Genomic DNA, 26,600 nt, shown 5'->3' with positions numbered 1-26,600 from the left:
GGCATAGACTTATACAGCGCTACGAAAAAGGAAATGGGGATTCGCGTGTTCGGCTGGCTCAGGCGCAAACCGGTGGAAAATGGCCATTTTGCCGCCCTCGATTCCGCACGCTTCCCGGTCTTTGCGCCCGGTTCGGTCTGGCTGGTCGGCGCCGGCCCCGGCGCGCCCGGCCTCATCACGCTTTTGGGCTACCACGCCCTTGGGCAGGCCGATGTCATCGTCCATGACGCGCTTGTCGGTCCCGGCCTTCTCGATATGGCCAATCCGAAAGCCGAAAAAATCTATGCCGGCAAGCGCGGCGGCAAGCCTTCGCCCAAACAGGCCGACATCACCTTAAAACTCGTCGAGCGCGCCCGCGCCGGAAAACGTGTGCTGCGGCTCAAGGGCGGAGATCCCATGATGTTCGGGCGCGGCGGCGAGGAGGTCCAGACCCTTGCCCGTGAGAACATCCCCTTCCGCATCGTCCCCGGCATCACGGCGGGCATCGGCGGGCTGGCCTATGCCGGCATCCCCGTCACCCATCGCGATACCAATCACACGGTGATTTTCCTCACCGGCCACGACGAAAAGGGCGGCATCCCGCAGGGCGTGGATTGGGCTGCCATCGCCACGGCGTCCCCGGTCATCGTCATGTACATGGCCGTAAAACATCTCCCTTCGATCGCCGAAAAACTGATCGCCGCCGGCCGCGATCGGGCCGATCGCCTCGCCATCGTCTCCAACGCCGCCTTGCCCGATCAAACCGTTCTCGAATCGACCCTGGGCCGGGCAGGGGAGCTGGCCAACGCCAACGTGCCCACCCCGGCCATCATCGTCCTCGGCCCCGTCTCACGCTATCGCGAAACCTTCGACTGGTACGCAGGCGCCCTGCGGGAGAACCCGATTGGCTAAAGCACTCCGCCTCGCGGCGCTCGCGGTTTCCCCAACACCCGCCCACCCCCAATCCCAGCGCCCCTCCGCGCTCGTGGCCTCCTCCACGCCCACCCACCCCGCGATGCTGGTGGTTGGCCCCACGCCCACCCACCCCCCGTCGCTTCCCCGGCGAACGCCGGGGCCCATGAGCCTCGCCACGACCTCCCGCGCATGGGCCAGCCCTGCTGGACCCCGGTTTTCACCGGGGCAGCAAACCGAGGCAGGCCGCGTCGGCGCTTTGGAAGCAGCGGTTTCGGCAAGGTCGCCGGTCGCATCCGTCTTGTCGGGGACGCAACTCCTCTATCCCTCGGCACCCATGCCTTTCTCCACGCCCGCCCACCCCCCATCGCTTCCCCGGCGAAAGCCGGGGCCCATGCGCGTCGCCACGAACTCCGGCGTATGGGCCATTGCTGCTGGACTCCGGCTGGAGTTTATCCCGGCGAAAGCCGGAACCGGGAAGAAAGGCGGCGTAACCCCGCACCAACGGCGTTTGACCGCGCGCGAGGCGAAAAATGACTGACCCATCCCCCCGCGGCTTCATCGTCGCCGCCCCGCGCTCGGGCTCGGGCAAGACCGCCATAACGCTCGGCATCGCCCGTGCGCTCGCCAATTCGGGCTATCGCGTCGCCGCGGCCAAGACCGGCCCGGATTATATCGATCCTGCATTTCTCTCGAGAGCGGCCGGCGGCGCCGCGATCAATCTCGACCCATGGGCCATGGACGCCGCCACGCTCAAGGCCCGCGCCGCCCATCACGTCCACGGTCACGATACCCTCCTGATCGAAGGTGTCATGGGCCTTTTCGATTCCGCCATCGACGGCAAAGGCTCCACAGCCGATCTCGCCGCAACGCTCGACCTGCCCGTCATCCTCGTCATCGATTGTGACCGTCAGGCCCAGTCCGTCGCAGCCCTCGTCCACGGCTTCGCCTCATGGCGCGAGGACGTCACCATCGTGGGCGTCATTCTCAACAAGGTGGCGTCCGACCGCCACAAGACCATGCTGCGCTCGGCGCTGGGCAAGACCGCCATCCCCTGCCTTGGCGCCATCCCCCGCCGCGCCGATCTCGCGCTCCCCGAACGCCATCTCGGCCTCGTCCTGCCCGGCGATATCGAGGGCATAGACGATTATCTGGCCCGCGCCGGATCGATAATGACCACCCATCTCGATTTCCGCCTGCTCGGCGCCATCGCCGCGCCGGTCATGGCCGCCGCGCAGATCCCGAGCCTTCCCCCTCTGGGCCAGCGCATCGCCATCGCCCGCGACGCGGCCTTTGCCTTTATCTATCCCCACCTTCTCGAAAGCTGGCATACTGCCGGCGCATCGCTGAGCTTTTTTTCGCCCCTGGCAAACGAAGCGCCCGATAAAGATGCCGACGCGGTTTTCCTCCCCGGCGGCTATCCTGAACTGCACGGCGCAACCCTCGCCGCCGCTTCGGGCTTTAAATCGGGCCTCCGGTCCGCCCGCGATCGTGGCGCGCTGATCTATGGCGAATGCGGTGGCTATATGGTCCTGGGGCAAACCCTTACGGACAAATCGGGGGCCACTTACCCCATGACGGGCCTCCTGCCGGTCTCAACCGCCATCGACCGCCCCAGACGTGTTCTCGGCTATCGCCGTCTCACCCATTCCTCGCCATTGCCATGGCCGGAAAAACTGTGCGCGCACGAATTTCATTATTCGCGGCAATATTTCCCCAATGTTGAGCAATCTGGGGCCACCGAGCACTCAACTCCATACCTTTTACCGCCATTGTTTGGCGCGTTTGACGCCCTTGGTACCCCTCTCGATCCAATGGGCTGCGTGCTCGAAAATGTCATGGGCTCCTATGCCCACATCATTGAAGGCGCCCCGCAATGACCCGCGCCATCATGGTCATGGGCACAGGGTCTGACGTCGGTAAGTCCTTGATTGTAGCGGGACTTTGCCGCGCCTTTGCCAATCGCGGCCTCGCGGTCGCGCCCTTCAAGCCCCAGAACATGTCCAACAACGCCGCCGTCACATCCGATGGCGGCGAGATCGGCCGCGCCCAGGCCCTGCAGGCCAAAGCCGCCCGGCAACAGCCCACAACCCTGATGAACCCGGTCCTGCTCAAGCCGGAAAAAGACACGGGTTCTCAAGTGGTTATCCGGGGCCAGCGCGTGGCCTCAATGTCCGCACGCGATTATTTCAAAAATCGATCCCAATTTATGCCCGCCGTCCTCGACGCCTTTAAACTGCTTGCTGCCCAGAACGATCTCGTCATCGTCGAGGGCGCCGGCAGTGCATCGGAAATAAACCTCCGCGACGGCGATATCGCCAATTTCGGTTTCGCGCAGGCGGCAAAAATTCCGGTAATTCTTGTCGGCGATATTCATCGCGGCGGCGTCATCGCGTCCCTTGTCGGCACCTTCGCCGTCATCGACCCCGCCGATGCCGATTTGATCGCGGCGACGCTGGTCAACAAATTCCACGGCGACCCGACCCTGTTCGAAGCCGGCAAAACCTTCGTACAAACCCGTACGTCGCGCCCCTGTCTCGGCGTCGTCCCCCATTTCCCCGCCGCCGGCCGCCTGCCGGCCGAAGATGCATTAGCCCTTGAAAATATTGAGCAAAATAGCGGTGAGACCGTCATCGCCGTGCCCCGGCTGGCCCGCATCGCCAATTTCGACGACCTCGATCCCCTCCGCGCCGAACCCGGCGTCCGCCTCGTCATCGTCCAGCCCGGCCAGCCCATCCCGCGCGAGGCAAAGCTCGTCATCCTCCCCGGATCGAAAGCCACCCGCGCCGATCTCGATTTCCTCCGCCAGCAGGGCTGGGACATCGACATCGCCGCCCATATCCGCTCGGGCCGCCATGTGCTGGGCATCTGCGGCGGCTATCAGATGCTCGGTACCTCGGTCGCCGATCCCGACGGCATCGAGGGAAAACCCGGTCAAACTCAAGGACTTGGCCATCTCGACATCGCCACCCGGCTCGAAGGGGGCAAGCAGCTCCGCCTCGAAACCGCCACCCACGCCGCCTCAGGCTTGCCGCTCACCGGCTACCACATGCATATGGGCGTGAGCACCGGACCCGAGACAGCGCGCCCCTTCGCCCATGTCGACGGCGCTCCCGAAGGCGCCCGCTCGGCGGACGGCAAAATCATGGGCACCTATCTCCACGGCCTGTTCGCCGCTGACGCCTTCCGCCGCCAATTCCTTGCAAACCTTGGCATTTCCACCGATCCGCTGCTCGATTTCGATCGCCTGATCGACCAGACCCTTGACGATCTGGCCGCCCATATCGAGACCCATCTCGACCTCGACGCCATCCTCGCCCTCGCCCGGGAGCCGCAATCGTGATCGCCTTCCTCGCCGCAATCCTCGAACGCTTCGTCGGCTACCCCGCCTGGCTCACCGACAGGATCGGCCATCCGGTCATCTGGATCGGCCGGCTGATCGAGGCTCTGGACAACCGCTACAACGATCCCGAAAAATCATTTGAATCCCGGCGCATAGCCGGCATCGTCGCCATCACCACAGTAGTCCTTGCGACCCTCGTCATCACCCTCGGGGTCCAGCAAATCCTGCGTTTCCTGCCGTTCGGCTGGCTCATCGAAGTCGTTCTGGCCTCGACCCTGATCGCCCAGAAGGGCCTGCGCGACGCCGTCCTCGCCGTCGCCCGCGCGCTCGATCAACAGGGCGTGGAAGGCGCCAGGCGCGAAGTTGCCAACATCGTCGGCCGCGACACCGCCGATCTCGATCAGGCCGAAATCTCCCGCGCCGCCATTGAAACTCTTGCGGAAAACAGCTCCGACGGCGTCATCGCGCCCCTGTTCTTCCTCGCCCTGTTCGGTCTGCCCGGCGCCGCCATCTACAAGGCCATCAACACGGCAGATTCCATGATCGGTCATCGCTCCGAGCGCCACGCCGCCTTCGGCTGGGCGTCTGCAAAGCTCGACGATCTGGTCAATTTCATCCCCGCGCGCCTCACGGCTGCCTTGTTCGCTCTCGCCGCGCGTTCCCTACCCGCCGCTGATTCAAGAGCGGCCTGGGAAACAGCCCGCCGCGACGCCCCCAACCACGCCTCCCCCAACGCCGGCTGGCCAGAAGCCGCCATGGCCGGAGCGCTCGGTTTCGGCCTCGGTGGACCGCGCGCCTATAACGGCGAAACGCTCGAACTGCCGAAAATGGGTGAGGGCAAACGCACCCTCACCGCCGACGATATCGCAACAGCCATAGGCCTTTACGACAGGGCCATGCTCATCGCGCTGGGCATCCTCGCCATATGGGCGCTGCTCTCGATCGTCTTTTAAAGCTTGGGGGCCTTGCCCTTGACCACCATGGGCAGCCCCGCCACCACGAAATAAACGTGCTCGCAGATCCCCGCCAACTCCTGATGAGCCGCCCCGGTCAGGTCCCGGAACGTGCGCGCCAGCGCATTGTCGGGCACGATCCCCAGCCCCACCTCGTTGGAAACAAGGATCACCTGCGTATCGGCGATATTTTCCAGCACTTCCACCAGCAGATCGACCTCTTCGGCCACATCGCGCTCCATGCTCAAGAGATTGGTGATCCACAGCGTCAGGCAATCGACCAGAATCACGTCATGGGCCTGCGCTGCCGCAAACAGCGCCTGCGGCAATTCCAGCGGCTCCTCTATAGTCGCGAACCGCCCTTCGCGGGCGCGCCGGTGGGCCGAGACCCGTTCGATCATCTCATCGTCCAGCGCCTCGGCGGTGGCCAGATAGGCCGGCGTCGAACCGGCTCTCAGCGCCATCCGCTCGGCCAGAGCGGTCTTGCCCGAACGGGTCCCGCCCAGAACCAGGATGTGATCTGCCAAATCTATGCCCTCCGCAAACTGTGTCCGATAAAAATGGCGCGGCCCACGACGCGCTTCAACCAGCCTGATTGGCCCATGGGGCCGATTTACGATTTGACCTCATAATACTTTCGTCCTATGCGCAAGCGCAGTATGGTCCGCCGCGAAAACGGGGAGCTGATCCGATCGTGCCAAAATACTTCCTCGGCGTTGATGGCGGCGGCACCAATTGCCGCATCCGCCTCGCCGATGCCAACCTGCAAACGCTCGCCGAAGCCCGCGGCGGACGCTCCAATCTCCAGCTCGAAGGCGGCGACCCGGCCTATGCGTCCATCCAGGAAGGCACAAGGCAGGTGTTTGCGCTGGCCGGGCTCGACTACGCGGAAACCGCCAGGACAGAAGCCTGTTTCGGCATGGCCGGTGCCCGGCTCCCCTCGGCGCGCGAGGCGTTCGCGCTGCGCCCATGGCCCTTCGCCAATGTCACCGTCTATGACGATATCGACATTGCCCGCGCCGGTGCCCATGAGGGCGAGGATGGCGCGGTGATCATCGTCGGCACCGGCTCGGCCGGCATGGCACTGGTCGATGGCCAGCGCTTCCAGGTCGGTGGCTGGGGTTTTCACATCGGCGACCAGATGTCGGGCGCCATTCTGGGCCGCGAACTCGTGCGCTATACGGTCGAAGCCAATGACGGGTTGATCGAAACCTCGACCCTGACCGACGCCGTTCTCGCTCAGCTCGGCGGTGATCTCAACGCGGTCATGGCCTGGAGTTTCGACAAGCGCCAGCCTGCAGATTACGGCGCGTTGATGCCGCTTTTCATCGAATATTTTGAAAAAGGCGATCCCGTCGCCGCCGAGCTTATGGAAATCGAGCTTGGCTATATCGATCGCTATGTGTCTTATTTCAAATCCTGTGGTGCAGACAGACTGGCCATTGTCGGCGGATTTGGTCAAAGGCTGATGCCTTTGCTCGAAATCCGATATGGCGATTACGTCTCTCTGCCCCGCGCCGAACCTTTGCATGGCGCTGTGATCCTGGCCCGCCAGAACGCTGCCCGCTAGTTTTTAAAATGACGGAGGCCCGTCCTTGTCCGCTCGCATTATTCCGGTCCAGCCATTTGACTATGTTGTGTTCGGTGCCACTGGTGATCTGACCCGGCGCAAGCTGATCCCGGCGCTTTATCATCGTTTTGCAGACGGCCAGTTCGATGAACGCTCGCGCATCATCGGCGTGTCGCGTTCGGCGCTCTCTGATGCCGATTTCCAGAAATTCGCCCGCGACGCGGTCACCGAATTTGTCGAAAAGGCCGATCAGCACAAGGATGTTATCGCCCGCTTCATCTCGTGCTTTTCCTATATCGCCAACGATGTGACCGACAAGCAAGGCTGGGCCGACCTCGAAAAGGCCCTGCGCACCGATCCGGAAATCGAGCGCGCCTTCTATCTTGCCGTGGCCCCCTCGCTGTTCGGGCCGATCTGCGATTATCTCGACAACAAGGGCTATTGGCGCCGCGACGCCCGCGTCGTTGTGGAAAAGCCTCTGGGCCAGGATCTCGAATCCTCGATGGAGATCAACGACGCGATTTCCGAGGTCTTCGCCGAAGATCAGGTTTACCGCATCGATCACTACCTCGGTAAGGAAACCGTCCAGAATCTTCTGGCGTTGCGTTTCGGCAATATCCTGTTCGAACCCATATGGGACGCCGCCCATATCGACCACGTCCAGATCACGGTGGCCGAGGATGTCGGAGCCGGCACGCGCGGCTATTACGACGATTCCGGCGCCCTGCGGGACATGGTCCAGAACCATTTGATGCAGCTTTTGTGCCTCGTCGCCATGGAGCCCCCTGCGTCCGACGACGCCAATGCCCTGCGCGACGAAAAGCTTAAAGTCCTGCGCTCGTTAAAGCCCATCACCGGCGACAATGTCTCCAAATGCACTGTGCGTGGTCAGTACAGAGGCGGTGCCGTCAATGGTGGCTCGGTTGCCTCCTACCAGGACGAGTTGCCGGAGGGAAAGAAGGGCTCGAAAACAGAAACCTTCGTGGCGATAAAGGCCGAGGTGGAGAACTGGCGCTGGTCAGGCGTGCCCTTTTATCTGCGCACCGGCAAGCGTCTGCCCTCGCGGGTTTCGGAAATCGTGATCCAGTTCCGCGCCATCCCTCACTCGATATTCGATCATGCCGAAGGCGCCCCCAGGCCCAACAAGCTCGTCCTGCGCCTGCAGCCCGACGAAGGTGTGAAACTGTTCCTGATGATCAAGGATCCCGGCCCCGGCGGCATGCGCCTGCGCGAAGTGCCGCTTAACCTGTCCTTTGCCGAAACTTTTTCCGAACGCACCCCCGAGGCATATGAGCGGCTCTTGATGGACGTCATCCGCGGCAACCAGACCCTGTTCATGCGCCGCGACGAACTCGAGGCGGCATGGCGCTGGATCGACCCGATCCGCCAGGCCTGGGACAATGCGTCAGATGCCCCTCAGACCTATACTGCGGGAACATGGGGCCCGACCGCATCGGTTGCGCTCATCGAACGCGACGGGCGCACCTGGCACGAAGGCGACGCCTGAAACACCTGGAGGCTGCGATGACCATTGAGCGCAACGTCTTTTCGACAAAGGATCGGCTTGCCGAAGCGCTCGCCGACGCGGTGGCCGAAAACCTCAACGCCGGGCTCGATGAGCGCGGTGTGGCATCGCTTGCCCTCTCGGGCGGTTCGACGCCGCGGCGATTTTTTCAGGTGCTTGGTGCGCGTGAAGATCTGGACTGGGAAAATATCGCAGTAACGCTTGTCGACGAGCGCTGGGTAGACGAAAATTCGGAGCGGTCCAACGCCCGGCTGGTAAAGGAAAATCTTCTGACCGGCCCCGCCTCCGTCGCCGCCTTTGTGCCGCTCTACGCTGGCACGCCCGAACCGGACGCGACAGGCATCGCAAAGTCCAACGCCGCCCTGGATTGCCTGCCCAAGCCCTTCGATGCCGTGATCCTTGGCATGGGCAATGACGGGCACACCGCCTCGTTCTTTCCTGGCGGCGACACGCTTCAGGATGCACTCAATGCCGAGGGCCCGGTTATCGCCATCAATGCGCCCGGCGCCGGCGAACCGCGCGTCACCTTCACGCTGCCGCGCCTTCTGGACACGCGCGCCCTCTATCTCCACATCGAAGGCGACGAGAAAGCTCAGGTGCTCGACAAGGCGCTGCAGACCGGTCCGGTCGAATCCATGCCCGTGCGCGCCGTTCTCTCTCAAAGCCACATTCCTGTTTCTCTCTTCTGGTGTCCCTGAGGCCAAACCAGACCCAGGGTCACCTCCTTCATCCTCGCTAAGGAGGCGACCATGACCGTAAAGACCACAATTAAGGACGTGACCGACGCCATAACCCGGCGCTCGGAAGCTTCGCGCCGGACCTATCTCGACCGGCTCGACAAGGCGCGCGCCCAGGGCGTTTATCGCTCGGCGCTTTCGTGCGGCAATCTCGCTCACGGCTTTGCGGCATGCGGTCCGTCCGACAAGGCTCAACTCGCGGGCGATCAGGCGCTCAATCTGGGCATCATCACCTCGTACAATGACATGCTCTCGGCCCATCAGCCCTATGAGACCTATCCCGCCATCATCCGCGAGGCGGCGCGCGAGGCCGGTGGTGTCGCCCAGGTCGCCGGTGGCGTGCCCGCCATGTGCGATGGCGTGACCCAGGGCCAGCTCGGCATGGACCTGTCGCTGTTTTCCCGAGACGTCATCGCCATGGCCGCCGCCGTTGGCCTGTCCCACAACATGTTCGATGCTGCGGTTTTCCTCGGCATTTGCGACAAGATCGTCCCCGGTCTTGTCATTTCCGCGCTGACCTTCGGTCATCTGCCTGCTGTGTTCATCCCTGCGGGCCCGATGACGACCGGCCTGCCCAACGACGAAAAGGCCCGCATCCGCCAGCTGTATATGGAAGGCAAGGTCGGTCGCGACGAGTTGCTGGAGGCCGAGAGCAAATCCTATCACGGCCCCGGCACTTGCACCTTTTACGGGACCGCCAATTCCAACCAGATGCTCATGGAGATCATGGGACTGCACCTGCCGGGTGCCAGCTTTGTCAATCCGGGCACCCCGCTGCGTGACGCGCTGACCAAAGCGGCCACCAAGCGTGCCCTCGCCATCACTGCCCAGGGCAATGAATATACCCCCGCAGGGCACGTCATTGACGAAAAATCCATAGTCAACGGCCTGGTTGGACTGCTCGCCACAGGCGGCTCGACCAATCACACGATGCACCTTGTCGCCATGGCCAACGCGGCGGGCCTGAAAATCACCTGGGACGACATGTCCGAGCTCTCCGACGTCGTTCCGCTTCTGGCGCGCGTTTATCCCAATGGCCTTGCCGACGTGAACCATTTCCACGCAGCCGGCGGCATGGGGTTCCTGATCCGCGAGTTGCGCGATGCCGGCTATCTCCATGACGATGTGACCACCGTCTGGGGCAAGGGGCTCGACGCCTATACAAAAGAACCGCGCTATATCGAAGAAGAACTGACCTTTACGCCCGCTCCGGCTCAAAGCGGCAACCCCAAGGTGCTGACCGTGGCCGCAGAGCCCTTTGCCAGGACGGGCGGGCTGAAATTGCTGTCGGGTAATCTGGGAAAATCGGTCATCAAAATTTCCGCCGTCAAATCGGAAAACCGCCTGGTCCAGGCTCCCGCGCGGGTCTTTCACTCCCAGCAGGGCTTGCAGGACGCCTTCAAGGCGGGCGATTTGACCTCCGATTTCATCGCCGTCATCCGCTTTCAAGGGCCAAAGGCCATCGGCATGCCTGAACTGCACAAGCTCACCCCGGCTTTGGGCATCCTTCAGGATCGCGGCATCAAGGTTGCGCTGGTCACTGATGGGCGCATGTCGGGTGCCTCGGGCAAGGTACCTGCCGCCATCCACATGACCCCCGAAGCGGCCGATGGCGGGCCCATTGCTAAAGTGAGGGACGGTGACTTGCTGCGCCTTGATGCTGAAGTCGGAACGCTTGAATATCTGGGCGATGCTGAAGAGTTCTTGGCCCGGCCGGCCGCAACCGAGGATCTGACAGACCAGCATTACGGGATGGGCCGCGAGCTGTTCGCGGGCTTCCGGCAACTGGTGGGAACTGCCGATCGTGGTGCGAGTGTTTTCGCCTGATGGACCGATCGGACTTTACGCTGCTCGCGGTCCCGATATTTTCGCCGCTATGTAATCTCGGCTTTGCCTTGCGCCGCGAGGTGTTTGTCATCGAACAGAACGTGCCCGAGGACCTCGAACACGATGCCGACGACATGACGGCAACCCACGTTGTGGGCATCATGGATGGCGCCGTCGTTGCCGTCGCCCGCATCCTGTTCAAGCCCGAACACGCCAAGATCGGCCGGGTTGCCATCGCCGCGTCCCATCGCGGCAAGAACCTCGGTGCCCGGCTCATCCAATTTGCCCTGCAGGTGGCGGGCGAACAAGATCAGCCCCGTTGCTATCTGGAAAGCCAGGCCGACAAGACCGGTTTTTATGCCCGTCTCGGGTTTACCGCCTTCGGCGATGAGTTCATGGATGCGGGCATCCCGCACCTGAGGATGAAAAACTACTGACCTTGGACGGCACTGCCCTCAGCGCTTGCGCGATGCCGTTTCCTTGAGCAGCAAGTCCTTGGCCTGATTGATCTTGGCGGCGAGAAAGGCCGATCCTCCCGTATCGGGATGAACCTTTTTCATCAGCGTCCGGTGCGCGGCCTTGATGGCCTCCGGGCTTGCCCCCGGCTTGAGCCCCAGCACGTCATAGGCCTCCTCCAGCCCACTGACGCCAGTCGATGTGTGGGATTCTGCTTCCGTCTCGTCCTCGCCGGTTTCCATGCCGAATTCGCTGGCAAAGTAGTCGCGCCATCCAACCCGGTTGGCATCGAGCCAGCTCTTATAGAGCGCCAGAGAGTCCGGGTCATCGCCCACCTCGTCATAGAGCGCCCAGCATTCTTCTGCCGATAGTTCCGCCAACTCGCGGCCTGCAAAGTGCCCTGCTCGCACAGCGCCGGAAACCGAGCCCGTTTCGTGCTCGAGCCGCATGTCGAGATACGCCGACGAAACCATCGAAACATTGTTTGGGCTCGACATGCCAGCCCCGAAATCGATGGGCCCCAGCCGCCCGCGCATCAAAACGCCCAGCCCGCCCGCCGCCAGGAAACTGGCCACGAGCATCTGTCCGCGCAGGCCGAGCAGTGCCGCCCCGGCAACGAGCGCGCCACCGACGGTCCAGCGCAATGTGCGCACCAGTTGCCTGATCTCGCCGCGCAGAAAAAGCGAATAGAGATAGAGACCGATGAACGCTATAGCGCCGACAAGCACGAACCAGATCATGAAAGCTGTTCGAGCAGCAGTTTTGCCGTCCCGCCCTGTTGCAGCTTGAGTGCTGCCCGCCCGCCGCTTGCATAGGCGGCCACGGCGCGCAGCAGCGCGGCGAGTTCCGCTGCCGCACCGGCGTTGAACCGCGCATACGCGCCCTTGGTCAGCCGCGCAAATTCCTTGAATGCCGTCTGCGCCACCGGGTCTTGCCCTTCCTGAAACAGGAACATCGGGCAACCCAGCAGGCCCAGTTCGCCAGCCTTTTGGGCGAGCTTGTCAATGTCCTCTTCCATAGCGTCGCCTACATAGACGACGGCATTGATCTTTTTCTTGTTGTGCTCGCCTCTGGCGTGGGCAAGCACCTTGGAAATCTGCGTATGCCCCCCGCGGCAGTCGATACCGGTCATAAGGCCCGCCAACGCGCGCGCATCCGAAACCCAGCGAGAAGCCCGGCACTCCCCAAACCCGCGGAAATAGATGAGCTGCACGTCGAGACCGCCGGTCTTGGCGACCGTTTCAAACATTTCGCCTTGCAACTGGCACGCCAGGTCCCATGTGGGCTGGCGGCTCATTGTGGCATCCATGGCAAACAGCAGCCGCCCGCGCTCGCCCGAAGTCTTTGTAGCGCTCATGGCGCTCACCTTGGCGACGAAATCGGCGACCTCCGCATGCGATGCGCGATCGGCGGTGGGAGGAGTCTCGGGAGTTCTTGTCGGGGTCTTGTCGGCCACGTCCTCTCCTTTCCCTCCGAATATGGGCCGCTGCGTGCCGCCCTGCAAGTCCGGCTGGCTGGCGCTGCTTGTGTTCGCTTCAATTTTCCGGCAAAAGTGAAGCTCGACGCTTTGATTGCCGGGCCCCATCACCGAAAATGCCAATATCGTCAAAGGGCTTCGCCCGGTCCAGCCTTGCCCTCATCATTGTTGGCCTTCTCGCATTGATCGGAATTGTCGGCACGACGATCTGGTTAGTCGAGCGCAACAGAGCCCATTTCGACGAGGTTACCGAGGCTCGAGCGACGCGCATTGCAGCCGTTGACCTGCGCAATCTGCTCCAAAGCGCCCAATCGAGCCAGCGCGGCTATCTGCTCACCCTAGATGAGCGTTATCTTGAGCCCTATCTCGATGTCGTCGACCGCATTGTCCCGGCCTACGAACTGCTCAACGAATTGCTTTTGCCCTATCCGGAAGCCGAGCAGCCCATGGAGCAGATGCGTTCCGATATCGAAACAAAGCTGGCCGAACTCGACAGGACGCTCGATCTCGCGCAACAGGGTGATCTGCAGGCGGCGCTGGGGCTGGTGCGCACCGATCGGGGCGAAATCACCATGGAGCGCATGCGCACGCTTCTCGACGCTATTGTATCCGCCGCCGACGAAAGAACGTTCAACGGCGTGATAGAACAGCGCGGTGCCGTTGGCGCACTGCGCATCATCGCTATCATCGGGGCACTCGTCATCATTTCAGTGGTCGGCGGCGCCGCCTGGCTGGTGCTGCGCTACACGCGCGAACTCGATACCGCCCGGGCCGAGGTCGAAACCCTCAACCGAGGACTGGAGGCCCGCGTCGGCGAGCGTACCCGCGACCTCATGCGCGCCAATGAGGAAGTGCAACGCTTCGCCTATATCGTGACCCACGATCTGCGGGCGCCGCTGGTCAATATCATGGGCTTTACGTCCGAACTCGAGGCGTCACTAGGCCCCATCAACGCGCTTGTCGAAAGCCATCCGGACAATCCCGACGACCCCGTCCTTGTCGAGGCCCGGCAAACCGCAAATGAGGACCTGCCCGAGGCCATTGGCTTTATTCGCTCTTCGACCAGGAAAATGGACGGCCTGATTAACGCCATTCTCAAGATTTCCCGGGAGGGGAGGCGAGCGCTCAAGGCCGAGCGTATCGATCTTGAGGAACTTGTGGAAGCGGCGGTATCGACCGTGCGCCACCAGATAACCGAGTCTGAAGGTGACGTCGAGATCAGGGTTTCAACGCCTCCTGTATTCTCCGACCGGCTGGCGCTCGAACAGATCTTGGGCAATCTTCTCGACAATGCCATAAAGTACAGGCATCCCGAGCGCCCGATTGAGATAGCGGTTGACGGTCGGCAGGAACGCGATGGCCGCATTGTAGTCGATGTGATCGACAATGGCCGCGGAATTTCCGAGCAGGACCATGACCGCGTGTTTGAGCTGTTCCGGCGATCGGGCAATCAGAACGTCCCCGGAGAGGGTATCGGGCTTGCCCACGTGCGGATAATGGCCCGCAATCTTGGCGGGGATATTCATTTGCAATCGAACCCCGATCAGGGAACCACGTTTACAGTTACTGTCGCGCCCGATCTGCGCGTCATCGCTAGAAGCAAGGATTGACCATGAGTGCCGATGCCAAACCAGTTACCATTCTTATGGTCGAAGACGACGATGGACACGCGCGCCTGATCGAAAAGAACATTCGGCGTGCCGGGGTCAACAATGAGATCATTCCGTTCGTGAACGGCACAGACGCCCTGGCATATTTGTTCGGCAAGGACGGAACCGGAACCGTAAGCACGCACCGTCATTATCTGATCCTTCTCGATCTCAACCTGCCGGATATGACCGGGGTTTCGATCCTGGAAAAGGTCAAGGCCAATCCCCATACAAAACGCACGCCCGTCGTTGTTCTGACAACCACCGATGACGAGCGCGAGATTCAGCGCTGCTACGATCTTGGGGCCAATGTCTATATCACCAAGCCTGTCGATTACGACGGGTTTGCCAACGCCATACGCCAGTTGGGCATGTTCTTTTCGGTCATGCAGGTTCCAGAGACCGCATAGCCAGATGCCCAACAGACCTGCCACAATTCTCTATGTCGATGACGACCCCGCTCTTGGGCGGTTGGTCCAGAAGGTTCTTGGCCGGCAGGGGCGCGAGATCATCCATGTTACCTGCGCTGAAAAAGGTTTTGAACGGCTCGGCCAAGGCGATATCGATGTGCTCGTGCTCGATCACTATCTGGCCGACGGCACCGGACTGGCCATGCTGGAGGAAGTTGCGGCGGACGAGGAATCGCCCCCGGTGGTCTATGTTACCGGTTCGACCGAGGCTGCAATCGCCGTTGCCGCACTCAAGGCGGGCGCCGCAGATTACGTCCTCAAGACGGTCGGCGAGGATTTTCTGGAGTTATTGAGCAACGCCATCGAACAGGCCATCATGACCTCTCGCTTGCGCAAGGCGCGCGAGCAGGCCGAGCGCGAACTGCGCGCTGCCAAGGAACGTGCCGAGCTCGCTCTGGCCGAAGTCAACCACCGGGTTGCCAATTCGCTGGCACTCGTGGCGGCGCTGGTCAGGCTGCAGGCTTCAGCCGTGGCAGATCCGGCGGCCAAGGAGGCGCTGGCCGAAACCCAGGGACGGATTTCGGCCATTGCAGGTATCCACAAGCGCCTCTACACCACCGATGACGTGCGTTTCGTCGAGATCGATGCCTATCTGGGCAATCTGGCCCGCGAGATACAGGCGACCATGAGCCTTGACGGCTCCGCCGCGGACATCAAGCTCGTCGCCGAAGCCATTCGCATTCCCACCGACAAGGCCGTTTCCCTCGGTGTTATCGTCAACGAGCTCGTCACCAATGCCGCCAAATATGCCTATCGCGACCGCGAGGCCGGCGAAATCCGGGTCAGGGCCAGCCAGACCGAACCGGGCAAGTTCGAGATCATTGTCGAGGACGATGGAGTAGGCTGGACCGGTGAGGGCAAGATTCACGGAACAGGCGTAGGATCACGCGTCATCGCCGCGACGGCGACCGGACTTGGCGCGACGCTAGCCTATGATGAAGTGCCTCAAGGCACTCGGGCCCGTTTGCAGATCGAAATCTGATCCGCGGGCGGCATCCATGGTTTGAAGCGATGTCCGGTCGTTTCCACCCGGTCGTCCGGGTTATTGCCCCAGTTCCAGAACATAATTTGCGAACTGCTCGATCTGTTCGCGCGCGCCGCTCTCCATGCCCGAGGCGGCAACGGCATCGCGGCTCGCAAAATCGTCGAAATAGGACGTGCCGATATAGCGGGTCGTCTCGCCCATATCTTCAAAGCGCTGGGTTTCGCGCCCTTCCTTGCCGTCGGTTGATGCGAAAGGGCTCTCAAATCCGAATGTGTTCACATAGCTTTCTGGCGCATCGATCTCGACGAACCGCCCAAAGAACGACACTTTTCCCGCTTCGCGGACATCCTGCACATAGCGCCAGCGCCCGCCCGGCCTGAAATCATGTTCGACGATCTCGACGGGTCCGATGGAGCGTGGCCCCCACCACCGCGCAACATGATCGCGCTCGGTATAGGCTTTCCAGACCAGCGCACGAGGCGCCTTGAAGGTGCGGGTGAAGGTGATGATTGGCTTGTCAGACGGAAGATCGATGACTGTTGTGTCGCTCATTGGACTGTTCCCTGGTTACTGTTTTGAATCCGGATCGCCGCGCTGAAGTTCGGCAAGGTAGGTTTCGAACTGATCGAGATTTTCGTCCCAGAATTTCCGGTAGGCGTCGAGCCAGCCCTGGAGATCCTTCAGCGGGCTCGCCACCAGCGTGCAGTAGCTGAACTGCGCGTCCTTCTTGCGCCCGATCAGCCCGGCGTTCTCGAGCACCTTGATATGCTTGGAGACGGCGGCCAGGCTCATTTTGTGCGGCTCGGCCAACTCCCCCACGCTCGCCTCGCCCAATGAGAGCCGGGCCAGGATGGCGCGGCGCGTGGGGTCGGCAAGGGCGCCGAAAACCTGGCTGAGAGGGTCGGTGGCAGGCATAGTATTCAACCGTTTAGTTGTAAACTAATTAGTTGAATACTAGCGAAAACCAAGACTGTCAAGCGCTCAGTTGCAGGGCGCCCTCAGATTGGACTGCTATGAAAAGATCAGAAACCGCCGCCGGTCTTGAATCCGCCGCCCTTGAACCCGCCGCCGGTCTTGAAACCGCCACCGCCAAAGCCGCCACTGCGGGGGCGCGAGAAGCCGCCCCAATTGCCGCCTGAAGGCGGTCGTGGCGAAAAGCCGCCCGGCGGCACCGTAAACCCGCCTTTCGACTTTGACGATCTCGGTCTCGAAGTTGGAACGATCGGACCTGAGGTGCCGGTCCAATCCTGTGACTCGCGCCATTGCCCCCAATAAGCCGCCGCGGTCATCCCGCCTTTGAGGAATTCGGTCAAAAGGTCACCCACCAGCCTTTCATTGCCGAACCGGGAGCGCGGATCGTCATAGCGAGATTTCTTGAACTCGAACTCGATGTCCTCAAGCTCGCGCCTGCGCGCTTCGAGCACCTTGAGCCGGCTGCGTTCGTCGTCGAGTTCGAGCTGCTCTTCGGCAATGCGCCGTCGCGTTTCCTCGAGGCGGACAACGATCGCGTCGTCCTCTTCGGTGCGTGTCGCTCGCGCCTCGGCCAGAAGCTTTTCGATGCCTGTGCCGCTGATCGCCTCGGCCAGCATGTCCACAGCCTTGGCAAAGGCTGGGTCGCCGCCATCGGCAATCTGTTTTTGCTTTTCGGTCAGTTCCTCGCGCGCATCCTCAATGGCCAGCAACTCCGCGTCGATGGCTTCAACTCGCGTCTGTGCAGCTTCCAGCGCCGCACGCGCTTTCCCGCCGCCGGCGGCATCGAGCGCGGCTTTCTGGCGCGCCAGAACCTTCTCATCGAGCGCATCGGTATCTGCTGCCAATTTCTCGGCATGCTCGCGCAATCTCTCGGGAATGGCGATCAACATGGCATAATTGGGCCGTGCATTGGCATAGCCCACGAGTCGCGCCACCCAGTCATCAAGCATGCGCGTTATGTTGCCGGTCTTGTATGCGCTGGTCCCATACCCGCGTTCCCAGAGATAGGAAAACAGCGGATCGTCGCGATAGGGCTTACCCTTTTTCTCGCGATCGGCCTCGGCCACATCAGCCTTGCGGTCGGCCTCGCCAGCGACCTTTTCGGTCTCGGCGCGCTCGGCAATCAATGCCCCATAGGCGGCGTCATTCGCCAAAGCTGCCTTGACCGGGCCCTCCAGGGCATCGATCTTGTTTTGCCATTCCTGCGTATTTTCGAGCAGTTCCTGGCGCTCGGCGCTGAGTTTTGCTAGCTCGGCCTCTTTGTCGGCCAGTACATTTTCCATGTCGGCCATCGCGGCCGCGTGGCTCTTGAGCATCTCGCGCGCCCGGCCTTCAGCCTGGCTCAACGTTCCCGTCAGCTCCCCTCGCACATCGGGCGAGAGCCGCACCGCGGCGAGGGCCCGCAATTGTCCCAACTCGGTCTCGCGCAGCTTGCCGACACGCTCGTTGGCGCGCGCTATACGCTTTGTGATGTCGTCTTCTTCGCGTCTGATATCGCGCAGCGCATCGTCGAGCGCGCGCATGGCCTGAGGTCCGCTTACACTCATTGCAGCCTCACCATTGGGTAATCGCCCCGTCCAGAACCGGCATGGCGTAGTCGGTGTCGAGGAACCCGTATTGCTTTATGCCCAAAATATTGCGCTGGATGATCCCGTCATCCTGCCGGTCGGTGCGTACCGATTCATAGGTGACATCGGGTACCCTGATGGCCCAAGTCGAAACCTCTTCGGTCTGGCCGGTTTCCTCATTGGTAATCGGCAGCGTCACCAGCGCGTCGTCCGGTCCCACGGCCTCGACCACGAGATAATAGTTGGTCGCTTCGGTATTGTCCTCCGGGAAGCGCCAGATACCCGTCGACTCGCCCGGCCGGTTGACGATCGTGATCGAATACTCGGCCAGCAAGGTCGCATGGATGGACTCGAGCTGGTCGATCGCCGCCAGAGCGCCCTCGCGATCGCCGCGTCCGGCTGCCGCCTTGCCACGTTCCACCCAGGGTTGGGCCACTTCCAGCGCCGACTGCACCTTGGTTTCATTGAAGATCTGCTGGTAGATTTCGTCCATCCGGGCTGGCAGTTCCTCGGCCAGTTCCACCCGCGCCGCTGCTTCCATACTTGCCTGGTAGGGCCGATAGACAAGGAAATATCCGCCCAGCACCACCGCCAGAAGTGCCACCCCGATCAGAACGGGTCGGCCCCATCGCTGCCGACCGACATAGAGCCTGGCCAATCGGGTTGAGAAGGTGTCAGGCGGTGGAGCGTAGGTGAAGCGGCTCTCGGCCAGCGCCTTCACGCCTTCCTTGAGGATATGGTCGGGAACCTCGATCCCCTGGTCACGGTAGATCTTGCGCAGGCGCTCGATCAACTCGGCTTCGCGGGCCGTGGCGCCCAACTCGCGGGCAACGAGGTTCTGTTCATGGCGCAGTGTATCCACCACGTCCATGGCCAACATCACATCGTCCAGCGGCGCCTTGCCGGTCTGTCCCGCTATTGCCCCACCGCTTGCCATAATCGGATTTTCGCGTCCTAGCTGGCCGAAACCAGAGCGTTGCCTTCAGCGGCGAGCGTTGCCAGCCGCTTCTTCCCATCTTCGACGGCATCGCGGATTTCAGCCGAATTTTTGGTGGCCCGTTCGCGCATTTCAGCAATGATAGTGATGCTTTTTTCCTGATAACTGACGACGCTGTCGACAAGCTTCTTGACGGCATCGGCACGTATGGTCGGACCGTATCCGGCCCTGAGCGCTTCTTCCTGCACCTTGCCGCCGATCTCCGAGAGGGTTTCGAGACTCTGGCTCATGCCCTCTTTCATGGCATTGAGCGTCTCGGTGGATTCATGGAGCCCGAACAGGCCGGTAAACGAGGCCGAAAGCGCCGTGAGCACCGTCTCATTGGTCGAAAAGAACGAGATCGACTGCTGATAGACCCGCTCCTTGGCGTTGGTCGTCTGCATCAGCCGTGCCATGATGACTTCCGAGGTAGAATAGGAAATCGTCAGATTGTCCGACAGATCCTTGGCGATCTGGTACCGACGCTCCTCGTTTTGCAGGTCGCGCACCCGTGCGTCGCGCGCCATCTCCAGCCGCGCCCGGTCGGCGGGCGTGCCTTCGGTGAACGCGTTGAGTTTGTCGGTCGCGGCCTTGAGGTCAAGCTTGCGCTGCTCGAGCTGTGCGCTGGCGATCTCGAGCACTTCGAGCGCCATCACTTCGGCCTGTTTTAGGGCGCCGCGGAAGTCGCGATAGGCTTCAAGGATCGTGTGTTCGCGGTCGATCTGATCCTTGGTGTCTTTCGAAACGTCGAGATAGGTGTCGCGGATCTTGTCGAACCGCGCCGCGATATCACCGCGTGAGACCTTCATCCACACGTTCGAGGCACGCTCGAAAATATCGATCTTGCCGTCCTCAAGCTGGTCGACCATGCCCTTGGCATCGTCACGGATCGAGTTGAACGATTTGGTGATGTCCTCATAGCGTTCGCCCACATTCATCGCAGCGACCTGGGTGCGCACCACCTCGTTAAATGCGCTCGCCTGTGTCAGAACGCGACCGATCAGTATGACCTTGGTGTCATCGAGATGGGTGATTTCGGCGAGAAGCCCGGTGATCGGCGCCTCGCCCGGCTCACCCTCGGGCCAAAGTCCAAGGTCTTTAATCGCCGCTACGGCCTTGTCCAGATACACGAGCGGCTTGTCCATAAGCTGAGGCGCTTCGGTTTGGGTAATCTCGGTGTTCATTGCCCACGTCCCTGTTGCAACTTTGGCAGATGTGGTGACATGATTCCGCCTCGCAAGGGATAAGACAATTGCGCATGCAACACATGGCGCTGTTTTATCGCCATTGGTGCCAAAAAGCCGCATACACGGTGTTTGAGTTAAATGAAGAGGAAGACGGCTTGGATTTCGGTGGACGCTACAGGGTCGATGCCAATCGGCTCGCGGTCTGGAACGCGCTCAACGATGCCGAAGTGCTCATGGCCTGCATTCCCGGCTGCAAGTCGATCCGATGGCTGTCCGATGCCGCCCTCGAACTCGAAATCGCCGTCAATCTCGGCGTGGTCCAGCCAACCTTCAAAGGTGATCTGTCTCTTTCCAATATCGATCCGGCCATAAGCTATACGCTGACCGGGCAGGGAAGGGGGGGATTGCTGGGCAAGGCGCAGGCATCGGCCGACATAACCTTAATGGATCTTGGTACAGCCACGCTTCTGAGCTTTGCCGCCACCGGAGGCGCCTCGGGACAGATCATGAAGCTGGGCAGGGCCATTGTCGGCAATTCGGCCCAGAAGATCATTGACGGTTTTTTCGAACGCTTCGGCGAAGCAATGGGAGCCAAAGTCGTTCCTATGGAGCCTCAGCGCTGAGGTCGGGACCTCGAGGCCGATTGGGTGGAGGACTTTCGCGGTTCGACGAGAAGTGGAAATGCGGAAATATTGCAGGGGGCATCGCGCCGGTTTACCGCAATCCCAAAATTTTTTGCCCAAATGGTCAAAAAATCGAAATTCTCTATTGCGTCCGCTTTGTTTGCGCGATTGTATCTGAACCCATCACGCGTGGAAATGCACCGGCCGTCGCCGGGCCCCTTTCTGCAACCCGTGAATAGGGAGCATCAATCATGTCCAAAACAACAAAGACTGGCATCGCCGCACTGGCTGGCGTCGCCCTGACCACCCTTCTGGCCGGCACGGCCCTTGCTGATCCCGCGCTCGTTTATGATGGCGGCGGCAAGTTCGACGCGTCTTTCAATGAAGCGGCCTATACCGGCGCCGAACTGTTCAAGACCGATACCGGCCAGGACTATCAGGATCTAGAAATCGCTGGCGATGCCCAGCGCGAACAGGCCATCCGCCAGTTTGCGGCACGCGGCAACAACCCCATCGTTCTGCCGGGCTTTTCCTGGGAAACCGCGCTGCGCGCTGTAGCCCCCGATTTTCCCGACACATCCTTCGTTATCATCGACACCGTCGTTGATGATATCGACAATGTGCGCTCGGTGGTTTTCAAGGAGCATGAAGGCTCCTTCCTTGTCGGAGCGCTGGCTGCCATGGCCACCGAATCGGGCACTATCGGCTTCATTCCGGCCTTCGATTTCTCGCTGCTTCAGGCGTTCGGTTGCGGCTACAAGCAGGGCGCCGCTTACGTGAACCCCGATATCGAAGTGATCGAAACCGCTATCGGTACGGGCTTTGATGCGTTCAACAACCCGGGGGGCGGCACCGAAGTTGCCCGCAGCCAGATCGACCGCGGCGCGGACGTCATCTATCACGCTGCCGGCGGCGCCGGTGTCGGTGTTCTCCAGGCCGCGGCCGATGCCGACGTTCTTGGTATTGGTGTGGACTCCAACCAGAACCACCTGCATCCCGGACAGGTTCTGACCTCGATGCTCAAGCGCGTGGACGTTGCCGTTTACGACGCCTTCGAAGATTTCGCCAATGACGAATGGACCAACGACGTTCAGGTCCTCGGTCTTGCCGAAGAGGGAGTGGGTGCAGCCTTCGACGAAAACAACGCCGATCTCATCACCGATGAGATGCGGGCTATGATTGACGACATCACCGCCAAGATCGTCGCCGGTGAAATCGTCGTTCATGACTATCGCGAAGACGAGTCCTGCCCGGTCTGATTCGTCGCCCCTTTAAGGGAAGGGTCCGATAATGGACACGCAAACCGAAAGCGTTCAGCGGCCGGCTCCGGCCGCTGACACCTCTCTCGCGATCGAACTGAAAAAGATCAACAAGAGCTTCGGCCCAGTTCGCGCCAACAGGGATATCGATCTTGCCGTCACACGCGGCACGGTGCATGGCATCGTGGGCGAGAATGGGGCCGGGAAATCGACCCTGATGTCGATTCTGTACGGCTTTTATCACGCCGACAGCGGTGAGATCGTGGTCAACGGTCGCCCGGTCATCATTCACAATTCCTCCGATGCGCTGGCGCTCGGCATCGGCATGGTTCACCAGCACTTCATGTTGGTCGACAATTTTTCCGTCATCGAAAACGTCATTCTCGGTGCCGAGGATTCAGCGCTCTTGAGCCCCAGTGTTGAAAAGGCGCGCCGCGAGTTGCAGCGCCTGGCCGACGACTATGGGCTTAACGTTCCCGTTGATTCGCTGGTCCAGGACCTTTCGGTCGGCCAGCAACAGCGGGTGGAAATTCTCAAGGCGCTCTATCGCGGCGCCGATATACTCATTCTTGACGAGCCGACCGGGGTGCTCACGCCGGCCGAAGCCGATCACCTTTTCAAGGTCCTCCAGACGCTGCGCGACGAGGGCAAGACCATCATCTTGATCACCCACAAGCTGCGCGAGATCATGGCCATCACCGATACGGTTTCGGTCATGCGTCAGGGGCAGATGGTGGAATCGCTGGTGACCTCGGAAACCAGCCCCGAGCAATTGGCAGAACTCATGGTGGGCCGTCGCGTTCTGCTGCGCGTCCATAAGGAGGAAGCAAATCCCGGCGATGTGCTGCTCGATGTTAACGATCTTGTCGTCACCGATGATGCTGGCACTGAGCGGCTCAAGGGTATTTCTCTTGCGGTGCGGGCCGGCGAAATTCTCGGCGTGGCCGGGGTTGCTGGCAACGGGCAGTCCGAACTGCTCGAATGCATAGCCGGCATGCGCGCTGCAAAATCTGGCGCCATTTCCATCAATGGCCATGACGTGACCGCCGTCAACGAAGACAGCGCTGCAATGCTGCGCCGCAACGGTCTGGCCCATGTGCCCGAGGACCGTATCCGAATGGGCCTTGTCACCAATTTCTTCGAATGGGAAAACGCCATCCTCGGCTACCACGAGAATTACGGCAAAGGCCTGGTTCTCGACGTCAAGGCTGCTCGGGCCGAGGCGCAACGTCATATCGAAAAATTCGACATTCGTCCCGCCAATGCCGATCTCAAGACCGCCAATTTCTCGGGCGGCAACCAGCAAAAGATCGTGCTGGCCCGCGAAATGGAGCGCGATCCCGACGTTTTGATCGTCGGTCAACCAACCCGCGGCGTCGATATCGGCGCTATCGAGTTCATCCACAACCAGATCATCAAGATGCGCGACGCGGGCAAGGCAATCCTGCTCGTTTCCGTCGAGCTCGATGAAATCCGCTCGCTCTCGGATCGCATCGTCGTCCTGTTCGATGGCCAGATCGTCGGTGAGGCCGATCCTGTCACCACCGACGAGGGCGAACTCGGCCTGCTCATGGCCGGGGTCAAGGCGGGCGACAAAGCCAAATCCACCGAGTCGAGTCAATGAGTGCATCCATGCCCTTGCCCCGCTGGGTCGATATTATCCTTCTGCCGGTGCTCAACGTCACGCTGGCCTTCATCATCGGCGGCATCGTTGTTCTGATCGTGGGCGAAAACCCCATCGAAGCCGTGCGCATCATGCTCTATGGCGCTTTCGGCTATGGCTACGGCTTCGGCTTCACGCTCTACTACACCACCAACTTCATTTTCGCCGGTCTTGCCGTCGCGGTCGCCTTTCACGGCGGGCTGTTCAATATCGGCGGCGAGGGGCAGGCCTATGTCGGCGGGCTTGGCGCCATTCTGGTGGCGCTGGCTGTTGGCGGTTTGCACTGGGCCTTCGCCCTGCCGCTTATCATGATCGCCTCGGCGCTTTTTGCCGGCGCATGGGCGTTCATTCCTGGCTATCTGCAGGCCAAGCGCGGCTCGCACGTGGTTATCACCACCATCATGATGAACTTCATCGCCACCTCGATGATGAGCTACATCATCTCGCGGATCCTCAAGCCTGAAAACATCAATTCCGACGAGAGCGCGCGCATCGCTGAGGTGACTCGTGTGCCTTTCCTGTCAGAATGGATACCGTTGCTGCGCAACACTCCGGTCAACATCTCCTTCATTCTCGCCATTCTCGCGCTGGTCGGCGTGTACATTCTGATCTGGCACACCAAATTCGGCTATGGCTTGCGCACCATGGGCCACAACGGCACCGCTGCGCGCTATGCGGGCATGTCCAACGCCAGGCTCATCATGGTCACCATGGCCATTTCCGGCGCGCTCGTCGGCATGGTCGCGGTCAACGACACCGCGGGCGCCCACGGACGCCTGATCCTGGGTTATGTCGCGGGTACAGGTTTTGTGGGCATCGCCGTTGCCTTCATGGGCAAGGCGCACCCCATTGGAGTGGGACTCTCCGCGTTGCTCTTCGGTGTGCTCTATCAGGGCGGGCAGGAGCTGGCCTTTACCATGCCCGCCATAACACGCGAGATGATCGTTACAATCCAGGCCCTCGTTATCCTCTTTACCGGCGCCATGAGCAACATGCTGCGCCGTCCGGTCGAATTCGCCTTCATGGCCACGCGCCAGAAGCGAGAGCCTGAACCGGTGCCGCAAGAGAAGGGAGCTTAGGCGATGGAAGACGTCATCTCCATTCTCATCACCACCATCCGCGTTTCGACCCCGCTGATCCTCGCTTGCCTTGCCGGCCTCTATTCCGAGCGCTCCGGGATCGTTGATATCGGGCTCGAGGGCAAGCTGCTCGGCTCGGCCTTTGGCGCGGCCGTCGTCGCATCCCTCACCGGCAATGTCTGGCTGGGCCTTCTTGCCGGCATCGGCGTGTCGATGATGTTTTCGGCCGTCCATGGCCTCGCTTCGATCAATTTCCGTGGCAACCAGATCATTTCCGGCGTTGCGCTCAACTTTCTGGCTTCGGGCCTCACCGTGTTTCTCGGAAGCGCCTGGTTCGGCCGCGGTGGCAATACGCCTGCGCTGTCCGGCGGCGCTCGGTTTTACGGCATCGAACTCCCCTTCGCGCGCGAACTGGCGGGGGTCCCGGTCCTCGGCCCCATCTATTCGGGGCTTTTGTCCGGCCACACCATCCTTACCTATCTCGCTTTCCTCGCCGTGCCGTTCACCGCCTGGGTGCTCTGGCGCACTCGCTTCGGATTGCGCCTGCGCGCCGTGGGGGAGAATCCCAAGGCGCTGGATACCGCCGGCATGTCGGTGACAGTCTTGCGCTACAAGGCCCTTGCCATAACCGCCGTTCTGGTCGGTATGGGGGGCGCTTATCTCTCGACCGCCCAGGCCGCCAGCTTCTCGCGTGAGATGAGTTCGGGTCGAGGCTATATCGCGCTCGCCGCGCTGATCTTTGCCAAATGGAAGCCTTATCCTGCCCTTGGCGCCTGCCTGCTATTCGGCTTCCTCGAAGCCATGCAGTACCGCCTTCAGGGCGTCTCGCTGCCCCTTATCGGCCCCGTTCCAACCCAGGCCATGCAGGCGCTGCCCTATGTCCTCACCATCCTGCTGCTCGCCGGTTTCGTCGGCCGGGCCATTGCACCCAAGGCTGCGGGCCAGCCCTATGTCAAGGAACGGTGATGGCCGCGCTTTCGCCTGAGGACAAATCCCTGTTCGACGCCGCCGAAGCCGTTCGCGCCCGCGCCTACGCGCCCTATTCGAACTTTCAGGTCGGTGCTGCGATCTTGGCCGATGACGGCAATATCTATTCAGGCTGCAACGTCGAAAATGCTGCCTACCCAGTGGGCAATTGCGCCGAACCGTCGGCGATTGCCGCCATGCTGGCCGGTGGCGGCAAGCGCATCGAAAAGATCCTGGTGACGGGCCCGGGCGCAGCCCCCGTTACCCCATGTGGTGGCTGTCGGCAGCGCATCCGCGAGTTTGCGTCGGAAACCACGCCGATCATCTGCCTCGGGGTCGAAGGCGAACCGCTTCATACGACGCTGGGTAAACTCCTGCCGCACTCTTTCGGCCCGGCGTTTCTGGGTCGCTAGCTCTGGATATT

Annotated in this window: 26 protein-coding genes; 18 read left to right on the top strand and 8 right to left on the bottom strand. The window is 61.4% G+C overall.

All coding sequences use genetic code 11. From position 1 onward, the window contains the following. The first annotated feature begins 33 nt into the window (after positions 1–33). From cobA to cbiB, 4 genes are all read left to right on the top strand, one after another. Positions 34–891 (top strand): uroporphyrinogen-III C-methyltransferase, encoded by an 858-nt coding sequence (gene cobA / locus ACP148_RS14495; RefSeq protein ID WP_421953145.1) that lies wholly within the window; start codon positions 34–36, stop codon positions 889–891. Positions 892–1,424: 533 nt separating this feature from the next. Further along, entirely contained in the window at positions 1,425–2,771 is a 1,347-nt protein-coding gene (locus tag ACP148_RS14490; RefSeq protein WP_421953144.1) for a cobyrinate a,c-diamide synthase, read from the top strand. Next, positions 2,768–4,234, top strand: a complete 1,467-nt coding sequence (locus ACP148_RS14485; protein WP_421953143.1) for a cobyric acid synthase — start codon at positions 2,768–2,770, stop codon at positions 4,232–4,234. The genes ACP148_RS14490 and ACP148_RS14485 overlap by 4 nt, the downstream gene beginning before the upstream one ends. Continuing rightward, positions 4,231–5,187, top strand: coding sequence for an adenosylcobinamide-phosphate synthase CbiB (cbiB, locus tag ACP148_RS14480; protein WP_421953142.1), 957 nt, complete (start codon positions 4,231–4,233; stop codon positions 5,185–5,187). Before ACP148_RS14485 ends, cbiB begins: the two co-directional genes overlap by 4 nt. Here the strand turns inward: cbiB and cobU are convergent. Further along, positions 5,184–5,714: a bifunctional adenosylcobinamide kinase/adenosylcobinamide-phosphate guanylyltransferase gene (gene cobU / locus ACP148_RS14475; protein ID WP_421953141.1), complete on the bottom strand. Its 531-nt coding sequence runs from the start codon at positions 5,712–5,714 to the stop codon at positions 5,184–5,186. The two genes, cbiB and cobU, sit on opposite strands and share 4 nt — an antisense overlap. A 167-nt stretch (positions 5,715–5,881) precedes the next feature. Between cobU and ACP148_RS14470 the strand changes: the two genes are divergently transcribed. The 5 genes from ACP148_RS14470 to ACP148_RS14450 are packed head-to-tail and all read left to right on the top strand — an operon-like array spanning position 5,882 to position 11,283. After that, positions 5,882–6,757, top strand: a complete 876-nt coding sequence (locus ACP148_RS14470; RefSeq protein WP_421953140.1) for a BadF/BadG/BcrA/BcrD ATPase family protein — start codon at positions 5,882–5,884, stop codon at positions 6,755–6,757. 25 nt (positions 6,758–6,782) lie between these two features. After that, entirely contained in the window at positions 6,783–8,264 is a 1,482-nt protein-coding gene (gene zwf, locus ACP148_RS14465; protein ID WP_421953139.1) for a glucose-6-phosphate dehydrogenase, read from the top strand. Positions 8,265–8,281: 17 nt separating this feature from the next. Next, positions 8,282–8,980 carry a 6-phosphogluconolactonase gene (gene pgl / locus ACP148_RS14460; protein ID WP_421953138.1) on the top strand — a complete coding sequence of 233 codons (699 nt, stop codon included), beginning with the start codon at positions 8,282–8,284 and terminating at the stop codon, positions 8,978–8,980. Positions 8,981–9,031: 51 nt separating this feature from the next. Further along, positions 9,032–10,846 carry a phosphogluconate dehydratase gene (edd, locus tag ACP148_RS14455; RefSeq protein ID WP_421953137.1) on the top strand — a complete coding sequence of 605 codons (1,815 nt, stop codon included), beginning with the start codon at positions 9,032–9,034 and terminating at the stop codon, positions 10,844–10,846. Beyond that, on the top strand, positions 10,846–11,283 hold the full coding sequence (locus ACP148_RS14450; protein ID WP_421953136.1) for a GNAT family N-acetyltransferase: 438 nt from the start codon (positions 10,846–10,848) through the stop codon (positions 11,281–11,283). The genes edd and ACP148_RS14450 overlap by 1 nt, the downstream gene beginning before the upstream one ends. 18 nt (positions 11,284–11,301) lie before the next feature. Here ACP148_RS14450 and ACP148_RS14445 read toward each other — a convergent pair whose 3' ends face one another. Both ACP148_RS14445 and ACP148_RS14440 read right to left on the bottom strand, forming a co-directional pair. Continuing rightward, a complete protein-coding gene (locus ACP148_RS14445; protein WP_421953135.1) occupies positions 11,302–12,042 on the bottom strand; it encodes a DnaJ domain-containing protein in 741 nt (246 codons plus the stop codon). Then, on the bottom strand, positions 12,039–12,758 hold the full coding sequence (locus ACP148_RS14440) for a VWA domain-containing protein (RefSeq protein WP_421953134.1): 720 nt from the start codon (positions 12,756–12,758) through the stop codon (positions 12,039–12,041). Before ACP148_RS14440 ends, ACP148_RS14445 begins: the two co-directional genes overlap by 4 nt. A 137-nt stretch (positions 12,759–12,895) precedes the next feature. Between ACP148_RS14440 and ACP148_RS14435 the strand changes: the two genes are divergently transcribed. The 3 genes from ACP148_RS14435 to ACP148_RS14425 are packed head-to-tail and all read left to right on the top strand — an operon-like array spanning position 12,896 to position 15,880. Then, complete coding sequence (locus ACP148_RS14435) at positions 12,896–14,389, top strand: sensor histidine kinase (RefSeq protein ID WP_421953133.1); 1,494 nt, start codon at positions 12,896–12,898, stop codon at positions 14,387–14,389. A 2-nt stretch (positions 14,390–14,391) separates the two neighbouring features. Further along, complete coding sequence (locus tag ACP148_RS14430) at positions 14,392–14,838, top strand: response regulator (protein ID WP_421953132.1); 447 nt, start codon at positions 14,392–14,394, stop codon at positions 14,836–14,838. 4 nt (positions 14,839–14,842) lie between these two features. Beyond that, positions 14,843–15,880, top strand: coding sequence for a histidine kinase dimerization/phosphoacceptor domain -containing protein (locus ACP148_RS14425; RefSeq protein WP_421953131.1), 1,038 nt, complete (start codon positions 14,843–14,845; stop codon positions 15,878–15,880). Positions 15,881–15,940: 60 nt separating this feature from the next. Here ACP148_RS14425 and ACP148_RS14420 read toward each other — a convergent pair whose 3' ends face one another. From ACP148_RS14420 to ACP148_RS14400, 5 genes are all read right to left on the bottom strand, one after another. Further along, the gene (locus ACP148_RS14420) at positions 15,941–16,435 is read right to left on the bottom strand and encodes an SRPBCC domain-containing protein (RefSeq protein ID WP_421953130.1); all 495 of its coding nucleotides are present in this window, start codon (positions 16,433–16,435) and stop codon (positions 15,941–15,943) included. A gap of 15 nt (positions 16,436–16,450) precedes the next feature. Beyond that, positions 16,451–16,798 carry an ArsR/SmtB family transcription factor gene (locus tag ACP148_RS14415; RefSeq protein WP_421953129.1) on the bottom strand — a complete coding sequence of 116 codons (348 nt, stop codon included), beginning with the start codon at positions 16,796–16,798 and terminating at the stop codon, positions 16,451–16,453. 107 nt (positions 16,799–16,905) lie between these two features. Beyond that, positions 16,906–18,402, bottom strand: a complete 1,497-nt coding sequence (locus tag ACP148_RS14410) for a hypothetical protein (protein ID WP_421953128.1) — start codon at positions 18,400–18,402, stop codon at positions 16,906–16,908. Between the two features lie 7 nt (positions 18,403–18,409). Beyond that, positions 18,410–19,360: a DUF6384 family protein gene (locus ACP148_RS14405; protein WP_421953127.1), complete on the bottom strand. Its 951-nt coding sequence runs from the start codon at positions 19,358–19,360 to the stop codon at positions 18,410–18,412. Between the two features lie 17 nt (positions 19,361–19,377). Continuing rightward, positions 19,378–20,583: a cell surface protein gene (locus ACP148_RS14400; RefSeq protein ID WP_421953126.1), complete on the bottom strand. Its 1,206-nt coding sequence runs from the start codon at positions 20,581–20,583 to the stop codon at positions 19,378–19,380. Between the two features lie 158 nt (positions 20,584–20,741). Here ACP148_RS14400 and ACP148_RS14395 point away from each other — a divergent pair, with 158 nt between their 5' ends. The 6 genes from ACP148_RS14395 (at position 20,742) to ACP148_RS14370 (ending at position 26,589) form a co-directional block, all read left to right on the top strand. Further along, complete coding sequence (locus tag ACP148_RS14395; RefSeq protein ID WP_421953125.1) at positions 20,742–21,209, top strand: CoxG family protein; 468 nt, start codon at positions 20,742–20,744, stop codon at positions 21,207–21,209. 251 nt (positions 21,210–21,460) lie between these two features. Then, positions 21,461–22,468, top strand: a complete 1,008-nt coding sequence (locus ACP148_RS14390; protein ID WP_421953124.1) for a BMP family lipoprotein — start codon at positions 21,461–21,463, stop codon at positions 22,466–22,468. 31 nt (positions 22,469–22,499) lie between these two features. Further along, positions 22,500–24,092: an ABC transporter ATP-binding protein gene (locus tag ACP148_RS14385; RefSeq protein ID WP_421953123.1), complete on the top strand. Its 1,593-nt coding sequence runs from the start codon at positions 22,500–22,502 to the stop codon at positions 24,090–24,092. A gap of 8 nt (positions 24,093–24,100) precedes the next feature. After that, positions 24,101–25,210, top strand: coding sequence for an ABC transporter permease (locus ACP148_RS14380; RefSeq protein WP_421953122.1), 1,110 nt, complete (start codon positions 24,101–24,103; stop codon positions 25,208–25,210). Between the two features lie 3 nt (positions 25,211–25,213). Then, positions 25,214–26,176, top strand: a complete 963-nt coding sequence (locus ACP148_RS14375; RefSeq protein WP_421953121.1) for an ABC transporter permease — start codon at positions 25,214–25,216, stop codon at positions 26,174–26,176. Beyond that, on the top strand, positions 26,176–26,589 hold the full coding sequence (locus ACP148_RS14370; protein WP_421953120.1) for a cytidine deaminase: 414 nt from the start codon (positions 26,176–26,178) through the stop codon (positions 26,587–26,589). Before ACP148_RS14375 ends, ACP148_RS14370 begins: the two co-directional genes overlap by 1 nt. Positions 26,590–26,600: the final 11 nt, after the last annotated feature.

Source organism: Pelagibacterium sp. (assembly GCF_965249125.1).
In the GTDB taxonomy this organism is placed as follows: domain Bacteria; phylum Pseudomonadota; class Alphaproteobacteria; order Rhizobiales; family Devosiaceae; genus Pelagibacterium.
This window is presented reverse-complemented; position numbering and strand designations above follow the sequence as displayed.